Here is an 18580-nt window from a genome sequence, read left to right as displayed (position 1 = left end):
CAACATGAAGAGACCTCCCCGCCGCCGGCGGGGAGGTCTCTTATTTCCCTATTTGTCCTCCAGCAGCTTGTTCAGCTCATGCATGAAGGTGTTGATGTCCTTGAATTGACGGTATACCGAGGCGAAGCGGACATAGGCCACCTCGTCGATTTTCTTCAGCCGCTCCATGACCAGCTCGCCCACTTCGGAGGAGCTGATCTCCCGCTCCATCTTGTTCTGGAGGACCTGCTCGATCTCATTGACCATCTCCTCCAGCATATGGTAGGGCACTGGGCGCTTCTCACAGGCCCGGATCAGGCCGCTGAGTACCTTGTTCCGGTCAAAGCTCTGTCGGCTGCCGTCCTTTTTCACCACCATCAGGGGCAGACTCTCCATAGTCTCATAGGTGGTGAACCGCTTGTGGCAAGATAGACACTCCCGGCGGCGGCGGATGCTGGCCCCCTCGTCCGCGGGGCGGGAATCCACGACCTTGCTCTCCAAATAGGCACAGTAGGGACACTTCATACCACATACCTCCCAGGTATTGTCTTTCTCTCCGCCATCTCTCGCGGTCCCGACGAAGGAGCAGGGCAAAATCAAGTTTTTATAACCATTATATGGTTATTATAACACAGCAGGTCAGAACTAGACAAGGGTAAAAAACAGGACTGTCCCCCTCTTTTCCGGCATATCTGTGGTACAGCGAGGTGATACGATATGGAATTTCTAGCCCGTCTGACAGACTTCATCTGGTCGCCCTGGCTGTTGGGGCTGTTTCTTCTCACCGGCCTGGTCTACTCTCTGGGTTCCGGTTTCTTTCAAATCTTCGGTTTCCGCCTGTGGCTGCGCTCCACGCTCGGTTCCCTGTTCCATGGTAGGAAAAAAGCGGGGGACGGCCTGTCCTCCCTCCAAGCTCTGGCCACCGCCTTGGCCTCCACCATGGGAACTGGCTCCATCGCCGGGGTGGCCACCGCCCTGACCCTGGGCGGGCCTGGGGCCGTTTTCTGGATGTGGATCTCGGCCCTGCTGGCTATGATGACAGGCTGCGGGGAGAAGCTGCTGGCCGTAAAGTATCAGCGGCCGGCTCCCGGCGGGGGACTCCAGGGCGGGCCCATGTTTTACCTACGGGACGGCGTGTGCTCTTCTCTGCTAGCAGGTTGGTTTGCTCTGGCCTGTTTGCCCGCTACTCTGGCCGGGGGCAACTTAGTTCAGTCCTCCTCCATCGCCCTCTCCCTGGAGGCCGCCTTCGGCCTGGAGCGGGTCTGGGCAGGCGTGGTCACCACCCTGCTGGCAGGACTGGTGATGGTGGGCGGCATCGGCCGCATCGCCAAGGTATCCTCCGCCCTGGTCCCAGCCATGGCTCTGCTCTATCTGGGCAGCGGTGCTCTTGTACTGGCCGGCAACTGGCGGGCTATCCCTGAAGCTGTGGAGCTCATCTTTACCTGCGCCCTGTCCCCCTCCGCCGCTCTGGGCGGCGGAGCTGGCTGGACGGTGGCCTCCGCCCTGCGGTATGGGGTGGCACGCGGAGTGTTTACTAACGAGGCGGGGCTGGGCACCTCTGCCATGGCCCACGGGGCCGCCCAGGTGGACCACCCTGCCCGACAAGGGATGTGGGGTGTCTTTGAGGTATTTCTATCTACGCTGGTGGTATGTACCGTCACCGCTCTTACCATCCTGGTCAGCGGCGTGTGGGAACCGGCGAATCCATCCATGCTGACGGGTGCCCCGCTTACCGCCGCCGCCTTCGGCTCTGTACTAGGCCGGGCCGGGGAGGGGGTGGTAGCCCTGTCCCTCCTCCTCTTTGCCTTCTCCTCTATCCTAGGCTGGAGCTACTACGGACAGCAGTGCCTGCGCTATCTCTCAGGAGGTGATCGTTTACTCCCGGCCTATCGGACGGTTTTTCTGGCCTGTACTCTGGCCGGCGCTCTGTGGGAGCCGGGCGCTATCTGGCTGCTGGTGGACCTGTCCAACGCCCTGATGGCCCTTCCCAATCTGGCCGCCCTCCTTATGCTGGCCCCTGAGGCTCTCTCCACCCTGCGGCAGTGGACAGAGCTGCGGCACGCAAATTTAACCTCTATTTTACCATTTCATCAAAGAAAACCCCACCCTGATATGCTATAATAAAATTTATCCGCCTGCCCCGGTTTGGCAGAGAGGATCGCTTTATTTTTGTCAGATCTGGGAACACTGTACCCATCGATCTTTCATATGGGAAAGGGGTATCTGCCATGATACACGGCGTAGTAGACCTTGGCTCCAATACGGTTCGACTGTCCATCTATCAGTGCGAGGAGGGCAGCGCCAGGCTGCTGATGAACCGCAAGGTGACCGCCGGTCTGGCCGACTATGTAGAGGGGGGCACCATGACGCCCCAGGGCATTCAGACTGCCAGCCAAATCCTGATGGAATATCAGGATCTGATGAAAAACCTGGGCTTTGACCAGCCTCATGTCTTTGCCACCGCCTCCCTGCGCAACATCTCCAATACCGAGGACGCTGTGGCCCAGCTCCAGCGGGACACCGGCCTGTCCGTGGATGTGTTGTCTGGAGCGGAGGAGGCCCGTCTCTCCTACCTGGGGGCTGTCGGCCCCACTGGGCCTAACAGCGGCCTGCTCATCGACCTGGGCGGCGGCTCCACCGAGCTAGTCCACTATCGGGAGGGACAGATCTTGTCCTCCTGCTCCCTCCCTCTGGGTTCCCTATCCCTGTTTAGCCAGTATGTCGCTCACCTACACCCCACAGGGAAGGAGCGGAAGGCCATCCGGGCCCATATCAGGGAGCAGCTGGACCACTTTGTCCCCGCTCCCCCTTCTATCCCCCAGGCCTGCGGGGTGGGCGGTACGGCCCGTGCGGCCTGTAAGGTGGCAAACCGCCTGTTTGGCCGCCCTCAGGACTGCCATACCCTGTCCGCCCAGGAGCTTCGCCGCCTGCTGAAAACTCTGAAAAAGCCGGACCACGACCACCTGCATCTGCTGCTCAAGGCCGCCCCTGACCGCATCCACACGCTGATCCCCGGCCTTCTAGTGCTGGACACAGTGGCACAGGCCTACCAGCTTCAAGAGATTTTGGTCAGTTCCTGTGGCGTCCGGGAGGGCTACCTCCACCACAGGGTACTAAAGGGGGAAGCGGGATGAGCCTTCCAACGGACTACCGGTATACCCAGGACCGTGAGCTGTCCTGGCTGAAATTTAATGAGCGTGTACTGGCTGAGGCCAGGGACGAGTCCGTTCCCCTGATGGAGCGGCTGAAATTCGCCGCCATTTTCACCAGCAACCTGGACGAGTTCTTCATGGTTCGGGTGGGTTCTATTACTGATATGGCCCTGGTGAAAGAGGAGCACATAGACAATAAGAGCGGCCGCACTCCCCAGCAGCAGTTGGAGGCCATCTTCAAGGCGGTCCCTCCCCTGTACAAGCAGCGGGACAAGGTCTTTGACCAGTTAGACCTGCGGCTGCGCTCCTGTAACATCTGCCGGCTGTCTATGGAACAGCTGGACAGCAAGGCCAGGAAGCAGGCGGACAGTTGGTTTCAAAGCCAGGTGCGCCCCATCCTCTCCCCACTGGTGGTAGACCTGCACCACCCCTTCCCCCACCTGCCCAACAAGGGGCTGGCGGTGGCCCTATGCCTAAAGCGGGACGGCCGGGACTCCTTTGGCTTTCTCCCTGTCCCCACCAGCCTGCCCCCCTTTCTGCGGTTGGAGGAGCGGGGCTTGCACTACATTCTTCTGGAGGATCTTCTTCTCTCCTACGCTGACCAGATCTTCGACCAGTTCACAGTCACGGAAAAGGCCGTGGTGGCCGTCACCCGGAACGCGGATATCAGCCCGGAGGACGAGAGCTATGATGTAGATGAGGATTTCCGCCAGCACATGCGAAAGCTGGTCAAAAAGCGGGCCCGCCTCTCTCCGGTCCGGCTGGAGTTCCAGGGGGGAAAGGGGGATAAGCTCATCCCATTTCTCTGCCAGCGCCTGGGCTTAAACCGGGATCAGGTCTTTAAGACCCGCTGTCCCATCCGCCTGGAGTATGCCTATGCCCTGGCCGCCCTCCTGCCGGCTGAAAGCGCGGCCGCCCTGTGTGACCCGCCCTTCTCCCCTCGCTTTCCCGCCTGCCTGGACCCCCAGAGACCCATCTTGCCCCAGGTATTGGAACGGGACGTCCTTCTTTTCTATCCCTTCGAGCAGATGGACCCCTTTCTCCACCTGATTCGGGAAGCTGCCTTTGACCCCCAGGTAGCCTCCATCAAAATCACTATCTACCGTCTGGCCTCCCGAGCCAAACTGGCTGAATATCTGTCCGCCGCCGCGGAGAACGGCAAGGATGTCACCGTACTCATGGAACTGCGGGCTCGGTTCGACGAGCAGAACAACATTCGCTGGGCCGAGCGGATGGAGGAGGCAGGCTGCACCCTCCTCTACGGCTCCGAGGCGCTCAAGGTCCACTCCAAGATCTGTCTCATCACCCGCCGGACCAAAGCCGGAGTCCAATATATCACCCAAGTTGGTACGGGCAACTACAACGAAAAGACCGCCAAACTCTATACCGACCTATCCCTCATAACCGCTGACCCGGTCATTGGGGCGGATGCCGCCGCCTTCTTTCAGAACATGGCTATCGGCAATTTCCATGGAGAATACCAGCGCCTGCTGGCCTCTCCCCTTGGCCTTCGGGACAGAGTCATGGCCCTCATCGACCGAGAGATCGCCAAGGGCAGCCAAGGCTACCTCTTTTTCAAGCTCAACTCTATCACCGACCGAACGCTCATTGACAAGCTGGCCCAGGCTTCCCAGGCCGGGGTGGAGGTCGTCATGAACGTCCGGGGCATCTGCTGCCTGATGCCGGGGGTACCGGGACTGACTGACCGGATCACCGTCTTTTCCATCGTTGGTCGGTATCTAGAACACAGCCGCATCTATCAATTCGGCCGGGGTGAGGAGGCAGACCTGTACATCTCCTCTGCCGACTTCATGACCCGGAATACAGAGCGCCGAGTGGAGCTGGCCTGTCCGGTTCTGGACCCCTGGGTTCGAGGGCGGCTGTTCCACATCATTGACCTGCTCCAGCGGGACAACGCCAAGGCCCGGGAACTGAAGCCGGGCGGCGGCTACCATCCCCGTGAGGCAAACGGACAGGAGCCGGTCAACTGCCAGGAGATATTTCAGCAGGAAACCGTTTCTCCCCCTGTCCTCCCTCCCCTCCACGGCAGCAGCTCAAGGGCAAATCGGAACAGGCTCCCCGCCTGGCTTCGACGGCTCCTGCCCAGAAAAAGGGAACGCAGAGGGCCCAGGTCCGAGTGACCTGGGCCCTCTGCTTATGCTTCCGGCCGCTCCTCCCGTTCTGCCAGTGGGAAACGGAACACTGGGGTTCCCTCGGCCGCCGGAGCGATGGCGCACTGGGGAAAGGCAAATGCCAACTCCCCATCCTGCAGCCAGAAGTCACGGCTGGGCAGCAGCTTCCCTATGTATTTCTCCCAGCCCTGGTCCAGAAAGCAGTCTCCGCCCGTCTGGCGGGCCTCTCCCTGCTCTCGAATGGCAGTGGTCAGCCTGCCTTTCCACCGCCTTTCCCCAGGAAAAAAGCGTTTCAGGGGCTCTGGCCGCCCCTCTCTCACCTTCCACACATCTCCCCAGGTCACCCGGCAGGGCTTTCCGTCCCCACGGATCTCCTCTCCCTCCAGCCGGATGGACAGCAGCCCGCCCTCCAAGGCGGTCACCTCTCCTCCCAGCCGCCCCGTCCAGCACTGGAAGGGACGGGACCGCTCCCGCTTCTGGGCGAAAGAGAGGCAGGCGGCTAGGTACACCTCTCTCTGCCACCGCTGTTTCCAGGATCGGGCCAGCCGGTCGTAGTAACGACTAATCCACCGGCCGCTCAGGCCGGCGTTTTGGACCTCCGGCCAGGACAGGGTATATTCCAGCACCGGCTCTCCCTCCAGGGTCAGGCTCCCCTTCTCCTCATGCCACAGGACCTGGGGCTCTGTCCGCCCCGCTCCCCTTTCCTTCATAGCGGTCCCTCCTCTATCCTTCTTGGTACATCCTATGTACCACCAGAGCGAAGGGTGAGAGGGGGGGGCGCTGCAGCGCCCCCCTCTTGGTCAGTTCAGGCAGAACATGGGGCGTGCTTCGTCAAACAGGTCCACCATGCCGCAGTAATTCAATATCTCGTACTTTCGGAGCCACTCCCGCTGCTCCTCGTTCAATTCCTTTTCCTCCAAAAATTCTCCACCCGCCGTGCAAAAGCCTACCGGAGTGACTGCCGGCAGCACCTCGTAGCAGTCGGCCAAAAACTCCATATAACCCGTCAGCGGCAGTCCAGCGGTCTGGGCAGTCAGCACTCCCAGATAGTTGGGGCTGATGACCACATCTCTCCGCTCCTCGATATCGTAGTTGGCCCAGATGAAGAAGGGAACAGCATACTGCCGCATGACCTCCTCGGTGGTCCGCTCTGACAGCTTCTTGCCGTACAGTTGCTCATAAAAGGCATTTTTCAAAGGGGGCTGGTGGTCACCGAAGAAAACGATCAATGTGGGCTCCTCACACTGACTATAATAAGCGATCAGCTCCTCCAGAGCCTTGTCGCTCTCCCGGGCCAGAGCCATATACTGTTCCGCTGTGCTGTCCGCCTGTTTCAACTCGTCCGGCAGGAGGATAGTCCGCTCCAGATTGTTCCATCCCTGGGCGTATCCGCTGTGGTTCTGCATGGTCACGTTGAAGAAAAAGCTCCTATCCTCCTCCTCCGTGGTCTGGAAAATGGTCCGGTAGTCGGACAGGTCGGAAACATAGTGCCGGATATAGCAGGGTTCGACCACGTCCTCCTCATAGAGCTGGCTGTCAAAGTCCAGATAGTCATAGGCCAGCACTCGGTTCCACCCGGAGGACTTGTAGGGATGGAAAGCCGTAGTGTCATAGCCCTGGCTCCCAGCCAGGGCAGCCAAGGAGGGCATGTCCTCCTCCACATACAGCTGGTAGGCCACGGTGTGCGGAGGCTGGAACAGGCTGGTGAAGCCAGTCAAGAACTCAAACTCCACAGTGGCGGTCCCTCCGCCTGTCACCGGGGAGTACATCCAGCCTTGGATGGTGTTTTCTTCCATGGAATGGAGGAAGGGCAAAGGGTCCTCCGAGGGCGCAAAGCCGTCGAAGATGGAGAAGTCACCAAAGGACTCGTTCATGATGCCAATGATGTTTACCGGCCGCTCCCCCTGTGATGTCCCATCTGTCCCTGGATACTCCTTCATCAGTTGGAGCACAGTTTCCTCCGAGTATCCCTCCGGCTCGTCCACCGAGGAGTAGCGCAGAGCGATGGTGAAGTTAAGTAAAAAGCCGTTGCGCTGAGTGACCCACTGCTGGGTATAGATTCCCAAGGCCGGGAGCATACCAGTGAAGAAAAAGGCATAACTGTACCCCAGCACGGCCGTCCACAGGACCAGGGCGAAGGGCAGGCGTATCTTGGCCCGTCTTGTCTGGGGAACGCAGAAAAACACCAGTGCCAGATAGGCCACCAGCAGGATAGCCGCCTGGGTAATATAGAGGTCTGGAGAGTAGTCAAAGCCATCCGCCACATTGGCGGCGGTGCGCCACCCGGTGATATCCGCTGGAAACAGGATACGGCCCCGGAACCGTAGGACATAGTGGTTGACCAGCCCGAAAGTGAAGGCCAGGCAGGCCCCCAGAGCGGCGGCCCGGCGGTTTCTGCCCAGGACAAGCCGCAGAACGAAAAATAGGCCGTAGTACCACACCAGGTTCATCAGGACCTGCCAGCCATCCAGATCGGAAAATATGTCGTTTTCATTCAGGATCTCCACCATCCACAGACAGGCCCAGGGACCCAGCAGAAATACCAGCCGGGACAGCCATTTGCCGGGCCGCTCCCTCATGTCAGCCAGCAGACGGGGAAAAGTATCTTTGTACAGCAGTGCTTTCATTATGTTCCTCCAACGGCCCTCAAAACCGCTATTTTATAGCATAACTCCCCCGTGGGAAAATGCAAGGGTTCTGTTCCTAATTTCATAAAAAATTTAGATTTTTTCTTCAGGCGCCCAAGTATATAGACGCAGGCCAGAACGAAATGTTGCGCAGAGGCCGCAGATTTTTTATTCATTTGATTTTGAATATTCATTTTGTCTCATCACTCGGTCTACTTCTTTTGAAATTTTGATATATCGTGTCTTAATAATCAATTTTTTACCCAAAAATTAAAAAGTTTCATTCACAATTTTGCATATTTATCTATTGACGAAAAATAGTCTCTGGGGTATACTCATCACAACGTCCCGAATCAGTCCGGGGCCCCATTGAAAAGGAGATTTTTAAACATGAAAAAACTGCTTGCTTTGACCATGGCTTTGGCCATGTCCCTGTCTCTGGCCGCCTGTGGCAACAGCGGTGACCAGAGCGCCCCTGGCTCTGCCAGCTCCAACGGCAGCGCCTCCACCTCCCAGTCTGACGCCAGCACCTCCACCGGCGATGCCAGCAGCGCCGGTGACGCCTCCTTCACCACTGTGGAGGAGGGCAAGCTGATCATGGCCACCAACGCCACCTTCCCTCCCTATGAGTACATCGAGGGCGGTCAGGTAGCCGGCATCGACGCCGAGATCATCACCGCTGTGGCCGAGAAGCTGGGCCTGGAGCCTGTCATCGAGGACATGGAGTTCGACGCTGTTATTGAGGCTGTCAAGGGCGGCAAGGCCGACATCGGCCTGGCCGGTATGACCGTCACCCCCGACCGTGCCGCTGAGGTGGACTTCACCGTCAGCTACGCTACCGGTGTTCAGGTCGTCATCGTGACGGAAGATTCCGCCATCACCAGCGTAGACGACCTGTTCGCTGAGGGCGCCAACTATGTGGTCGGCGTACAGCGCAACACCACCGGCGACATTTACGCCACTCAGGATATCGAGGACGCCGGCCTGGGCACCATCGACCGGTACAGCAAGGCTTCTGACACCGTGCAGGCCCTGGTGTCCGGCAAAGTGGACTGCGTGATTATCGACAACGAGCCCGCTAAGGCCTTCGTGTCCGAGATCGACGGTCTGAAGATCCTGGACACTGAGTACATCACCGAGGACTACGCCGCCGCCATGAATAAGGAGAATACCGCCCTGTACGATGCTGTGAATACCGCGATGCAGGAGCTGCTGGACGACGGTACCATCCAGAGCATCATCGACAAGTACATCACCGCCGACTGATTTTCGTGATAAATACATAGACCGGCAAGGGGCCCAGGACACTGGACCCCTTGCTTTTCAAGTGAGGAGAGGAGCAGAATGGGACCATCGGCATCTAAGTTGTGGCCTACTGTAGCCCCGGACTGGATCATGAACGGCCCGGAATGGCTCAATGATCTGGGCTATGACATCTATAAAAGCCTGATTTTTGACGACCGCTACATGATGTTTGTGGACGGTCTGATCAACACACTGAAGCTCACTGCCATGGCCCTGATCCTGGGCGTGATCCTGGGCGTGGTCGTGGCCTTGATCCGGGTCACCTGGGATAAGACCTGCCTGGAGATACGTGGGCCCCGGCGGATCGTCCTGGCCATTGCCAATTTCGCCGCCAAAGTCTATTTGACCGTCATCCGCGGCACCCCCGTGATCGTCCAGCTGCTCATTTTGTACTATGTGGTCTTTGCCTCCAGCCGGAACAAGCTGCTGGTGGGCGCCCTGTCCTTCGGCATCAACTCCGGCGCCTATGTGGCAGAGATCATCCGCAGCGGCATCATGTCCATCGACCCCGGCCAGATGGAGGCGGGCCGCTCCCTTGGCTTTGGGTATGTGGCCACCATGCGGCACATCATCCTGCCCCAGGCCTTTAAGAATGTACTGCCGACTCTGGCCAACGAATTTATTGTCCTGTTGAAGGAAACAGCCGTGGCTGGCTATGTGGGGCTGAATGATCTGACCTATGTGGGCAATATCATTGGCGGCAACGCCTATGACTACCTCTTCCCCCTGCTCATCTCCGCGCTGGTCTATCTAACTCTGGTCATGTTCTTCACCTTCCTGGTAGGAAAGCTGGAGAGGAGGTTGAGAAACAGTGAACGATAATGTGATCATTCAAGCCGAAAAGGTGCAAAAGTACTTCAACGGCGGTGCAATCAAGGCCCTAGACGGCGTTTCCGCCCAAATACAAAAGGGCGAGGTAGTCGTGGTCATCGGCCCCTCCGGGTCAGGGAAGTCCACCTTCTTGCGCTGCTTAAACCTCCTGGAGCTCCCCACTGGAGGTAAAATATTCTTCAAAGGTGCCGATATCACGAACCCCAAGGCGGACATCAACCTGTACCGTCAAAAAATGGGCATGGTATTCCAGCATTTCAACCTGTTTCCTCACATGACCATCCTGAAAAATATGACTCTGGCCCCTACACAGCTTCTGAAAAAGAGCAGGGAGGCGGCCGAGGCCCAGGCCATGACCCTGCTGGAACGGGTAGGGCTGGCGGACCGAGCCAGCGCCTACCCCAGCCAGCTCTCCGGTGGCCAGAAGCAGCGGATCGCCATTGTCCGGGCACTGTGTATGGACCCGGAGGTCATGCTTTTTGACGAGCCCACCTCCGCTTTGGACCCGGAGATGGTAGGCGAGGTTCTGGACGTTATGAAGGAGCTGGCGCAGGATGGTATGACCATGGTGGTGGTCACCCATGAGATGGGCTTTGCCCGTGAGGTGGGCAGCCGGGTGCTGTTCATGGACGGCGGACAGATCCTGGAGGAAAATGAGCCCAAGGCCTTTTTTGACCATCCCCAGCATCCCCGCACCCAGCTCTTTTTGTCCAAGGTACTATAAGAATAAACGAAGTCCGGGCTGTTTACAGCCCGGACTTCGTTTATTCTTCGAGAATGTGGTTTCTTACTAGCTGAAAAAGGCTTCCAGTTGTCCCAGCAGCTCCATACCCTTGAATTTTAGCACATAGCCCTCGCTCTCGCCGGTGACTAGTTTGACCTGGTCCTGACTGAAATAGCCAGCCTGTGCGGCGGTATCTACGGTTTCGCTGGCCGCCCCCAGGCACAGGGGCGGGAAGGCCACACACCACCAATTCTGCCCCTCGCCTTCCCCAATAACCACCCGGAGAGCCGTATAGTTCCCGGCGGGCAGGGCGAAGCCGTCGTACTCCTTGGTAGGGAACCAGCACTGGGTCAACTGGGCGGACACCGGGTAGTCATAGCCCTGCTCCTCCACCACCTGTCGCCCGGCATCCGCCAGTTGGGTCAGACTGCTCTCCAACGCGGACCGGGCACCTTCCAGGGTCGCGTTGGAGGGGTAGACCGCTTGTGCCTCCTCCAGCACCCGGTCCCGGACTGCCAGCTTCAACGCCTGGTCCTGGGCGCTGTCTGAGTTTGCGATCACATGAAAGCGGATAACGCTGTCCGCCAGCTCGTGCTGCTCCTGACCCAGCCAGCTCCCTCCCACCAGAGCACACAGCAGGCCCAGCATCAGGGCCATCTCCCACCGCTTCAGTTTTCTGTCCATAGGTCCTCCTTGGGGCCTTAAAAGGCCGTCCACACTGTAAGTAAGTGCTTACAGTATGGACGGCCCCTGATGTTCTTAAACCGTTTCCGCCAAAAAAGTTTCCCGGTACTGCTCCCGCAGCAGCTCGCAGGCACTCTTTGCCTTCTCAAGCTGAGTAAAAAGGCCAAAGGCAGAGGGTCCGGTCCCGCTCATGGTCGCTCCCAGCGCCCCGCAGTGGATCAGAGTGTTTTTGATGTCCGCTACCCGGCTTCGCTGCCGGTCGGGCAAGACATCCTCAAATACATTGTACATTCTTCGAGCAACCCCCTCCAGATCCTCCGCCGCTAGAGCGTCCATCACCCCCTGAGTGTCCGGGCGCCGTGTCACCCTGACCCGGTCCAACTGGGCGAACAGCTCCGGAGTGGAGATGGGAAAGGGCGGTTTACACACCACAACCCAACAGTGGGGCAGAGGGGGCAGAGGGGTGAGGACCTCTCCCCTGCCCTCTGCCAGAGCGGTCCCCCCTAGCACACAGTAGGGCACATCGGACCCCACCCGCTCCCCGATCCTAGCCAGTTCCAGAATAGAAAAGGGCTCTCCCTCCATCTGATCCAGGGCCCGGAGGACAGCAGCGGCATCACTGCTCCCTCCGGCCATACCGGCACAAACAGGAATGCGCTTTTCGATGGTGATATCCAGCCCCTTTACCCCGATCCCCCTGGCCTCCCAGAAGCGGAGAGCCGCCTGGGCTGCCAGATTTTTTTCGTTGTTGGGCAGGAAGTGGAGGTTGGTCCCTACCCGCAGCCCCCGGCCACCATTCTCCTTTACCGTCAAGGTATCAGAGAGAGTGATGGACTGCATGACCATCCTCATGTCGTGGTAGCCGTCGGGCCGTTTTCCCAGCACGTCCAGGGTAAGATTCAGTTTTGCGTTGGCCTGGACCTCCATAGTTTCCTCCCCGGCGGCTCCCGCCGCCCTCATTTTTTTCAGCGGATCTTTCTGGCCTCCAGATAGAAGCGTTTTTCCTGTGCCTCGCCCATGGAGAAAGTCTTTCTGGGCAGCACGCCGTCGTGGATGACTGTGGGGAACAGGGACTCCTTGGCCATGGGAGGCAGCAGGAAGGCGATGGCATCCCGCCGGTTCCGGGCCAGTTCCCTGGCCACCTGCTCCCCATGGATATAGTCGATCTTGACCCCAGGTCTGGCGGCTATGTACTGGTCCAGGAAGGTCTGAAGCGTAGCCACCGGCAGCTGGGCACTTGGGTGGGGGACCACCACCTGTCCCTGCCCATCGGCACAGATATAGGGCAGGATATGTGCACAGCCATCCACTTTCCCACCTCTGAACGCACCGGGATAAAATCCCTCCAGGGCGGACAACAGCTCCTCCGGCTCCACACCGAACACCACCCGGTGGATAGGTTCAAACTCCAGGGACTCGTCGTGGAGATTGACCAGCTCGCACAGGGCATACCGGGAGGGCAGGCTGTCCCACTGATCCTGTGGAACCAGCTTCTTCTGCCGCTCGTAGCACTCCTTGGCTGTGGCCAGGGAGTGGTTGCCGTCCCCGGCAGCAAAGAGCATAACTGGAAGCGCATCCTTTAGGGCGTATCTCTCCCGGAACGCGGCCGGGTCAGCCAAGGCAACCAGAGCCTGTTCCACCCGCTCCAGCTGCTCCTGAGTCAGCTTCCAGCCCCTGATATGGCCGCCGCCCTCCATCAATTCAAAGTCGTAGAGGAGCTCCATTCCACCTGTCTGGCCAGCTAAGGGCTCTATGACGGTCTTTTCCGGGTCATCCGACAACAGCATAATGTGAGGCAGTTCGATGGGAGCGTTCTTCCGCACCGCTACCCGGGGCGGGATACGGGAGAGGACGGTCCCCTCCGTGGCCCGGACCATGGCCCCGGAGCCGGGCTCATAGTCATACCGCTCCAGGTCCACCATGCCCACAAGTCCCCGGCGGGTCCTGCCGCTGGTCATGACACGCTCCACATAGATCATGCTGTGAGGGTATTCTACAAACCGGTTTTCCCGAAGATAGCGGGTCATGGTATTGTTGATCTCCATGATATCGGTTTCCACATTGGGCCCCTCCAAGCAGCTCTCCGGCAGGATGAGCCGTAAGGTCGAGGGGGCTTTTCCCACCCGCTCCTCTACCCGCTGCCAATATTCAGGCTGGGAGGTGTACTGATCACAAGCCACCACCGACCACAGAGACATATCACAGTCCCGGGGCAGCAGGATGTTGGCAGGGCGGAAGGGCAGATCAATCTTTTTCATCTTTTCTCATCTCTTTCAGCAGAAGGTCCAGCTTTTCCTCCAGCCGATCACATCTGTTTTTCAGATACCAGATGGCCAGCATCGCCGCTGCGGCCGCCAGGAAAATGAGCAGAATCTCCCTAAATTTAAAACCCAACCAGCTGAGCACAGCCAGCAGTAGGAGTACGCCGAGGGCACACTTGGCAAACACAGGTCCACGCTCCCTTCCCCATGCAGGGGCCGCCACAGGCGGCCACCATTCCGGCGGGGAGACGAGGGCGTCTCCCCCTACGCTCCTTTCCTCGGATCAGAGGACATCCTCGATGGCAGACAGCAGCTCGTCAAACTCCTCAAATGCGGGCAGCTCCGGGTGGGCCGCCTTGATGGCATCCGTGGACTTGAAAAGGAACCCGGCCTTACTGGCCTGTATCATCCCAAGGTCGTTGAAGCTGTCGCCGGCAGCGATGGTGTCAAAGCCACAGGACTGGAGCGCCTTTACTGTGGTAAGCTTGGATTTCTCACAGCGCATCTGATAGCCGGTGATGGCCCCATCCGGCCCCACCTTCAGGGTATTACAGAACAGAGTGGGCCAGCCCAGCTTGGCCATCAGGGGCTTGGCAAACTGCTCAAAGGTATCGCTCAAAATGATCACCTGGGTCTGGGCCCTCAGCTTGTCCAGAAATTCCTTGGCCCCAGGCAGGGGATCTATGGTGGAGATGACCTCCTGGATCTCCTTTAGGCCCAGACCATGCTCCTTCAAGACTCCCAACCGCCAGGTCATCAACTTGTCATAGTCGGGCTCATCCCGTGTGGTGCGCTTCAGCTCCGGGATTCCGCTGGCTTGGGCAAAGGCGATCCAGATCTCTGGAACCAGGACGCCCTCCATATCTAAACATACTACATTCATGGCAGATACCTCATTCTCTTTTATTTTTTCAGAAGGCCGCTGGAGTCATGGGCTCTCATCTGTCCACCTATCCAGGGCCCCGTCAGCGGGCTTTACTGCCCCACATGTCCCTGCCGGCGGCGCAGGTTGACCAGGAAGTTATCCAGCCGGGAGATAGACTCGGCAATGTCCTTCATAGATGCCGCGTAGCAGGCCCGGACAAAGCCCTCGCCACCAGGGCCAAAGGCGTTTCCAGGAATGACAGCCACCTTCTCTTCCATGAGGAATCGCTCACAGAACTCCTCACTGGATAGACCGGTGGAGCGGATATCGGGGAACACATAGAAGGCGCCCTTGGGCTCGAAGCAGCTCAGACCGATCCGGTTCAGGTTTTCCACCAGGTATCTGCGGCGGCGGTCGTACTCCTCCCGCATATGCTCGATGTCTCCGTCGCCGTTGCGCATGGCCTCCACCGCGGCATACTGGCTAGTGGTGGGGGCGGACATGATGCCGAATTGATGGAGCTTTGTCATGGCTGCAATGATTGGTTTGGGGGCACAGACGTAGCCCATACGCCAGCCGGTCATGGCGTGGCTCTTGGAGAAGCCGTTGACCACTACGGTCCGCTCATACATATCGGTCAGGTTTGCGGGGGACACATGGCGCTGGCCATAGGTCAACTCCGCGTAGATCTCGTCAGAGATGACCATGATATCGCTGCCGCGGAGGACCTCAGCGATGGCCTCCAGATCCTTGCGCTCCATGATTCCGCCTGTGGGGTTACAGGGAAACGGCAGTACCAGAACCTTGGTCTTATCTGTGATGGCCGCTTTCAGCTCCTCCGGGGTCAGGCGGAAATTGTTTTCCACCTTTAGTTCCACATATTTGGGCACGCCCCCGGCCATTTCAGTCAACGGCCCATAACAGACAAAAGAGGGCACGGGCACGATGACCTCATCGCCAGGGTTGACCAGTACCCGGAGTGCCAGGTCAATGGCCTCGCTGCCGCCCACAGTGACCAGAATCTGGTCGGTGTAGTCATATTGCAGATCAAAGCGGCGGTTAAGATAGGCGGCGATCTCTCGCCGGAGCTGGAGCATACCGGCGTTCGAGGTATACTTGGTGTGTCCCCGCTCCAGGGAGTAGATACCAGCGTCCCGGATGTGCCACGGGGTAACAAAGTCAGGCTCTCCGATGCCCAGAGAGATTGCGTCTGTCATCTCCTCCAGGATATCAAAAAACTTGCGGATACCAGAAGGCTTGACCCCTTGGATCTTCTCATTCAGAATATGATCGTAATTCATGTAAAGATATACTCCCTTTCCTCCGGATCCTGGGGCCGGAACACCAAGTGCTTCTCTTTGTATTTCTTCAAAATAAAGTGAGTCGCAGTGCCGGTGACTCCCTCAATAGGGGCCAGCCGCTCGCCTACAAACTGGGCTACCTCCCGCAGGGTGCGGCCCGAAATGATAACCGTCAAGTCGAAGGAGCCGCTCATGAGGTACATGCTCTCCACTTCGTCATATTGGTAGATACGCTCCGCGATACGGTCAAAACCGCTGATAGTCTGTGGGGTGACCTTGACCTCGATTAGAGCCGTAACATTCTCCCTGCGTACCCGGTCCCAGTCGATGATGGCCTGATACCCCAAAATCGTGCGGTCTTCCTCGTATGTTTGAATGGCTGCCTTTGCCTCTGCCTCAGGCACTCCAGCAGCCGCAGCCAGCGCGGCCACCGGCATGGTGCAGTCCTGTTCCAACAGTTCCAACAGCTTTTCCATGAACGCTCTCCTCCTGTTTCTCTGCCCGCAACCGGGTAGGATCTGCGTGAGATTAAAATACCCGTTTATTATACATGTAACTGGAGAGAAAAACAATCCTGCGAATAAAAATAGCGGATAAAAAGGCGCCGCCCATACTTTCGTATGGGCGGCGTTCTTTTGACTGGCGATAACAAACAGGCAAAGGCCTTTTCCAAATGGACTATCCTAGCCGAGACGTGTTTTCTTGCGTTTTGGGATCACTTGATAGCTTAGGCTACGGCCTTCTTATCTTTGTGCAGGAGCTGGAATACAATGACCACAACTACTAAGCCCACACCGATCAGGTCGGTAACGGTGCCGGGAATCAGCATAGCCAGACCGCCTGCGGCTACCATGATCCGCTCCAGTATGTTCATGTTCTTAATCAGATAGCCCTCAAGGCCAGCGGCCACACCCGCCATGCCGATAAAGCTGGTGATAATGATCTGAACAACCTGGAAGGGAGTGGAGTTAATGAACAGCATTGCGGGATTCAAAGCAAAGATATAGGGAATCAGGAAAGCGGCGATGGCCAGACGGGTCGCCTGGAAGGCCGTCTTCATGGGGTTCGCCTTGGCGATGGCAGAACCAGCGTAAGCTGCCAGAGCCACAGGAGGCGTAATGTCCGCCACAATGCCGAAGTAGAACACGAACATATTGGCAGCGATGGGGTCCATGTTCATACCAGTAACTAGGATGGGGGCACAAGTGGTAGCCATGATGATGTAGTTGGCTGTGGTAGGCACGCCCATACCCAGGACGATACAGGTGATCATGGTGAAGAACAGGGCGATCATCAGCTGGCCATTGGCCACACCCACGATGGCACTGATGAAGATCTGGCCCAGGCCGGTCAGGGTGACCACACCGGCAATGATGCCGGCCACACCGCAGGCAATGCCAATGGACAGACAGTTACGGGCGCCGTTCTCTAAAGCCCGAAGGAAGGTGAAGATGCTGGTATCGTTCTTCTGATGATAGAAGAAGGTGTCTACCGCTTTATCCACCAGGCTGATAACGATACAAAGGATGGTCGCGATAATAGCGGAGCGGGCCATGGTATAACCGCTCATAATGATGACCACCAGTACCACCAGAGGAATCAGCAGGTAGATCTTCGGGAGCAGCTGACCCCACTTGGGCAGCTCGTTTCTGGGAATACCCTTCAGATCCAGACGTTTAGCGCGCAGATGCACCTGGAGGAAGATGCCAGTAAAGTACAAAATAGCAGGCAGGATGGCCCGTCTGATAATATCGCTGTACGGTACACCCACCATCTCCGCCATCAGGAAGGCGGCAGCGCCCATAATGGGCGGCATGATCTGACCGCCTGTGGAGGCCGACGCCTCAACAGCGCCCGCGAATTCGGGGGGATAGCCGGTCTTTTTCATCATGGGGATGGTAACAGAACCAGTAGTCACGGTGTTGCCCACAGAGGAGCCCGACACCATGCCGCACAGTGCGGAGGAAATAACGGCCACCTTGGCGGGACCACCGGTGGCCCAGCCAGCCAGAGCATTGGCGCAGGAAATAAAGAAATTACTAATTCCGGTAGCCTCCAGGAAAGCACCGAAGATGATGAACAGCGCGATGTAAGTAGAGCACACGCCGATGGGGGTGCCGTGGATGCCGTTGGTAGTATAAAACAGGTCATAGACGATGCGCTTCAGCGACTTTCCATCATAGAAAGCGTAGGCGATGAAACAGGTGGCCACTACCAGGATGGGCAGGCCTACCACACGCCGGCAGCATTCAAAGAGGATCAAGGCTCCCACAATGCCCAGCACAACCTCCAGCTGGTTGATGCGGGTAGCGCGAATCATCAGATCCTGCTCATTGAAGAAGAAATAAAGGTAGGGGCTGGCCCCAACGATGGCCAGAATAATATCGTACCAAGGGATACGGTTGACTCGCTGAACAGCGCCCTTGCGCATAGGGAACACAATGAATACCAGCAGAATCACCAGACCCAGGAACAGGGGACGGCGCTTGGTTTCGCTCCAGGTGGATACTAGATTCATCCACATCAGGAACAGGCTGAATGCGATCAGCAGGCCACTGACCACATACTTCGGCACACCTTCCCAAATACGAACGTTTGACTCACGGTCGTATTTTTTCATAATCTCATCAACATCGGCCTGCACATTTGTGCCATTTTCTGCCGGTGCGGTGTTTACAGTTTTCTTATCCTGATCTTCCACAGAGATGCCTCCTTTGCT

17 protein-coding genes are annotated in these 18580 nt (G+C 57.9%); 6 read left to right on the top strand and 11 right to left on the bottom strand.

The window, feature by feature from the left end:
• Positions 1-48 precede the first annotated feature (48 nt).
• Positions 49-504, bottom strand: a complete 456-nt coding sequence (gene nrdR, locus H8S11_RS01690; RefSeq protein ID WP_147571434.1) for a transcriptional regulator NrdR — start codon at positions 502-504, stop codon at positions 49-51.
• A 192-nt stretch (positions 505-696) separates the two neighbouring features.
• Here nrdR and H8S11_RS01685 point away from each other — a divergent pair, with 192 nt between their 5' ends.
• The 3 genes from H8S11_RS01685 to ppk1 all read left to right on the top strand — a co-directional run bounded on the left by H8S11_RS01685 (position 697) and on the right by ppk1 (position 5272).
• Positions 697-2100: an alanine/glycine:cation symporter family protein gene (locus H8S11_RS01685; RefSeq protein WP_186851958.1), complete on the top strand. Its 1404-nt coding sequence runs from the start codon at positions 697-699 to the stop codon at positions 2098-2100.
• 107 nt (positions 2101-2207) lie between these two features.
• Positions 2208-3113 carry a Ppx/GppA phosphatase family protein gene (locus tag H8S11_RS01680; protein WP_186851957.1) on the top strand — a complete coding sequence of 302 codons (906 nt, stop codon included), beginning with the start codon at positions 2208-2210 and terminating at the stop codon, positions 3111-3113.
• Positions 3110-5272, top strand: coding sequence for a polyphosphate kinase 1 (gene ppk1, locus H8S11_RS01675; protein WP_186851956.1), 2163 nt, complete (start codon positions 3110-3112; stop codon positions 5270-5272). Before H8S11_RS01680 ends, ppk1 begins: the two co-directional genes overlap by 4 nt.
• Positions 5273-5286: 14 nt before the next feature.
• Here the strand turns inward: ppk1 and H8S11_RS01670 are convergent, their stop codons facing one another.
• Positions 5287-5973 (bottom strand): RsiV family protein, encoded by a 687-nt coding sequence (locus H8S11_RS01670; protein ID WP_186851955.1) that lies wholly within the window; start codon positions 5971-5973, stop codon positions 5287-5289.
• Between the two features lie 90 nt (positions 5974-6063).
• A complete protein-coding gene (locus tag H8S11_RS01665; RefSeq protein WP_186851954.1) occupies positions 6064-7890 on the bottom strand; it encodes an LTA synthase family protein in 1827 nt (608 codons plus the stop codon).
• A gap of 390 nt (positions 7891-8280) precedes the next feature.
• Here H8S11_RS01665 and H8S11_RS01660 point away from each other — a divergent pair, with 390 nt between their 5' ends.
• The 3 genes from H8S11_RS01660 (at position 8281) to H8S11_RS01650 (ending at position 10750) form a co-directional block, all read left to right on the top strand.
• The gene (locus H8S11_RS01660; RefSeq protein WP_147571440.1) at positions 8281-9156 is read left to right on the top strand and encodes an ABC transporter substrate-binding protein; all 876 of its coding nucleotides are present in this window, start codon (positions 8281-8283) and stop codon (positions 9154-9156) included.
• 129 nt (positions 9157-9285) lie between these two features.
• Positions 9286-10017 carry an amino acid ABC transporter permease gene (locus H8S11_RS01655; RefSeq protein ID WP_147571703.1) on the top strand — a complete coding sequence of 244 codons (732 nt, stop codon included), beginning with the start codon at positions 9286-9288 and terminating at the stop codon, positions 10015-10017.
• Between the two features lie 4 nt (positions 10018-10021).
• On the top strand, positions 10022-10750 hold the full coding sequence (locus H8S11_RS01650) for an ATP-binding cassette domain-containing protein (protein ID WP_147571702.1): 729 nt from the start codon (positions 10022-10024) through the stop codon (positions 10748-10750).
• 66 nt (positions 10751-10816) lie between these two features.
• Here H8S11_RS01650 and spoIIR read toward each other — a convergent pair whose 3' ends face one another.
• The 8 genes from spoIIR to H8S11_RS01610 form a co-directional block, all read right to left on the bottom strand.
• Positions 10817-11434 (bottom strand): stage II sporulation protein R, encoded by a 618-nt coding sequence (gene spoIIR / locus H8S11_RS01645; RefSeq protein WP_186851953.1) that lies wholly within the window; start codon positions 11432-11434, stop codon positions 10817-10819.
• A gap of 75 nt (positions 11435-11509) precedes the next feature.
• Complete coding sequence (gene ispE / locus H8S11_RS01640) at positions 11510-12394, bottom strand: 4-(cytidine 5'-diphospho)-2-C-methyl-D-erythritol kinase (RefSeq protein WP_240288115.1); 885 nt, start codon at positions 12392-12394, stop codon at positions 11510-11512.
• A 5-nt stretch (positions 12395-12399) separates the two neighbouring features.
• On the bottom strand, positions 12400-13692 hold the full coding sequence (locus tag H8S11_RS01635) for a DUF1015 domain-containing protein (RefSeq protein WP_186851952.1): 1293 nt from the start codon (positions 13690-13692) through the stop codon (positions 12400-12402).
• Positions 13679-13882, bottom strand: coding sequence for a hypothetical protein (locus H8S11_RS01630; RefSeq protein ID WP_186851951.1), 204 nt, complete (start codon positions 13880-13882; stop codon positions 13679-13681). The genes H8S11_RS01635 and H8S11_RS01630 overlap by 14 nt, the downstream gene beginning before the upstream one ends.
• Before the next feature lie 96 nt (positions 13883-13978).
• On the bottom strand, positions 13979-14578 hold the full coding sequence (gene thrH, locus H8S11_RS01625; RefSeq protein ID WP_186851950.1) for a bifunctional phosphoserine phosphatase/homoserine phosphotransferase ThrH: 600 nt from the start codon (positions 14576-14578) through the stop codon (positions 13979-13981).
• A gap of 92 nt (positions 14579-14670) precedes the next feature.
• Positions 14671-15861 (bottom strand): aminotransferase class I/II-fold pyridoxal phosphate-dependent enzyme, encoded by a 1191-nt coding sequence (locus H8S11_RS01620; protein WP_147571445.1) that lies wholly within the window; start codon positions 15859-15861, stop codon positions 14671-14673.
• Positions 15858-16337 carry an Lrp/AsnC family transcriptional regulator gene (locus H8S11_RS01615; RefSeq protein ID WP_147571446.1) on the bottom strand — a complete coding sequence of 160 codons (480 nt, stop codon included), beginning with the start codon at positions 16335-16337 and terminating at the stop codon, positions 15858-15860. The genes H8S11_RS01620 and H8S11_RS01615 overlap by 4 nt, the downstream gene beginning before the upstream one ends.
• Positions 16338-16588: 251 nt before the next feature.
• On the bottom strand, positions 16589-18562 hold the full coding sequence (locus H8S11_RS01610; protein ID WP_186851949.1) for a TRAP transporter permease: 1974 nt from the start codon (positions 18560-18562) through the stop codon (positions 16589-16591).
• Positions 18563-18580: the final 18 nt, after the last annotated feature.

Source organism: Flintibacter hominis, assembly GCF_014287965.1.
In the GTDB taxonomy this organism is placed as follows: domain Bacteria; phylum Bacillota; class Clostridia; order Oscillospirales; family Oscillospiraceae; genus Lawsonibacter; species Lawsonibacter aceti.
This window is presented reverse-complemented; position numbering and strand designations above follow the sequence as displayed.

Excerpts from the sequence above, each read along its gene's own strand:
- H8S11_RS01685 (WP_186851958.1), top strand. The coding sequence starts at position 697 with ATGGAATTTCTAGCCCGTCTGACAGACTTCATCTGGTCGCCCTGGCTG.
- H8S11_RS01655 (WP_147571703.1), top strand. The coding sequence starts at position 9,286 with ATGAACGGCCCGGAATGGCTCAATGATCTGGGCTATGACATCTATAAA.
- H8S11_RS01670 (WP_186851955.1), bottom strand. The coding sequence starts at position 5,973 with ATGAAGGAAAGGGGAGCGGGGCGGACAGAGCCCCAGGTCCTGTGGCAT.
- H8S11_RS01660 (WP_147571440.1), top strand. The coding sequence starts at position 8,281 with ATGAAAAAACTGCTTGCTTTGACCATGGCTTTGGCCATGTCCCTGTCT.
- H8S11_RS01665 (WP_186851954.1), bottom strand. The coding sequence starts at position 7,890 with ATGAAAGCACTGCTGTACAAAGATACTTTTCCCCGTCTGCTGGCTGAC.
- thrH (WP_186851950.1), bottom strand. The coding sequence starts at position 14,578 with ATGAATGTAGTATGTTTAGATATGGAGGGCGTCCTGGTTCCAGAGATC.
- H8S11_RS01635 (WP_186851952.1), bottom strand. The coding sequence starts at position 13,692 with ATGAAAAAGATTGATCTGCCCTTCCGCCCTGCCAACATCCTGCTGCCC.
- H8S11_RS01615 (WP_147571446.1), bottom strand. The coding sequence starts at position 16,337 with ATGGAAAAGCTGTTGGAACTGTTGGAACAGGACTGCACCATGCCGGTG.
- H8S11_RS01620 (WP_147571445.1), bottom strand. The coding sequence starts at position 15,861 with ATGAATTACGATCATATTCTGAATGAGAAGATCCAAGGGGTCAAGCCT.
- nrdR (WP_147571434.1), bottom strand. The coding sequence starts at position 504 with ATGAAGTGTCCCTACTGTGCCTATTTGGAGAGCAAGGTCGTGGATTCC.
- H8S11_RS01680 (WP_186851957.1), top strand. The coding sequence starts at position 2,208 with ATGATACACGGCGTAGTAGACCTTGGCTCCAATACGGTTCGACTGTCC.
- ispE (WP_240288115.1), bottom strand. The coding sequence starts at position 12,394 with ATGAGGGCGGCGGGAGCCGCCGGGGAGGAAACTATGGAGGTCCAGGCC.
- spoIIR (WP_186851953.1), bottom strand. The coding sequence starts at position 11,434 with ATGGACAGAAAACTGAAGCGGTGGGAGATGGCCCTGATGCTGGGCCTG.
- ppk1 (WP_186851956.1), top strand. The coding sequence starts at position 3,110 with ATGAGCCTTCCAACGGACTACCGGTATACCCAGGACCGTGAGCTGTCC.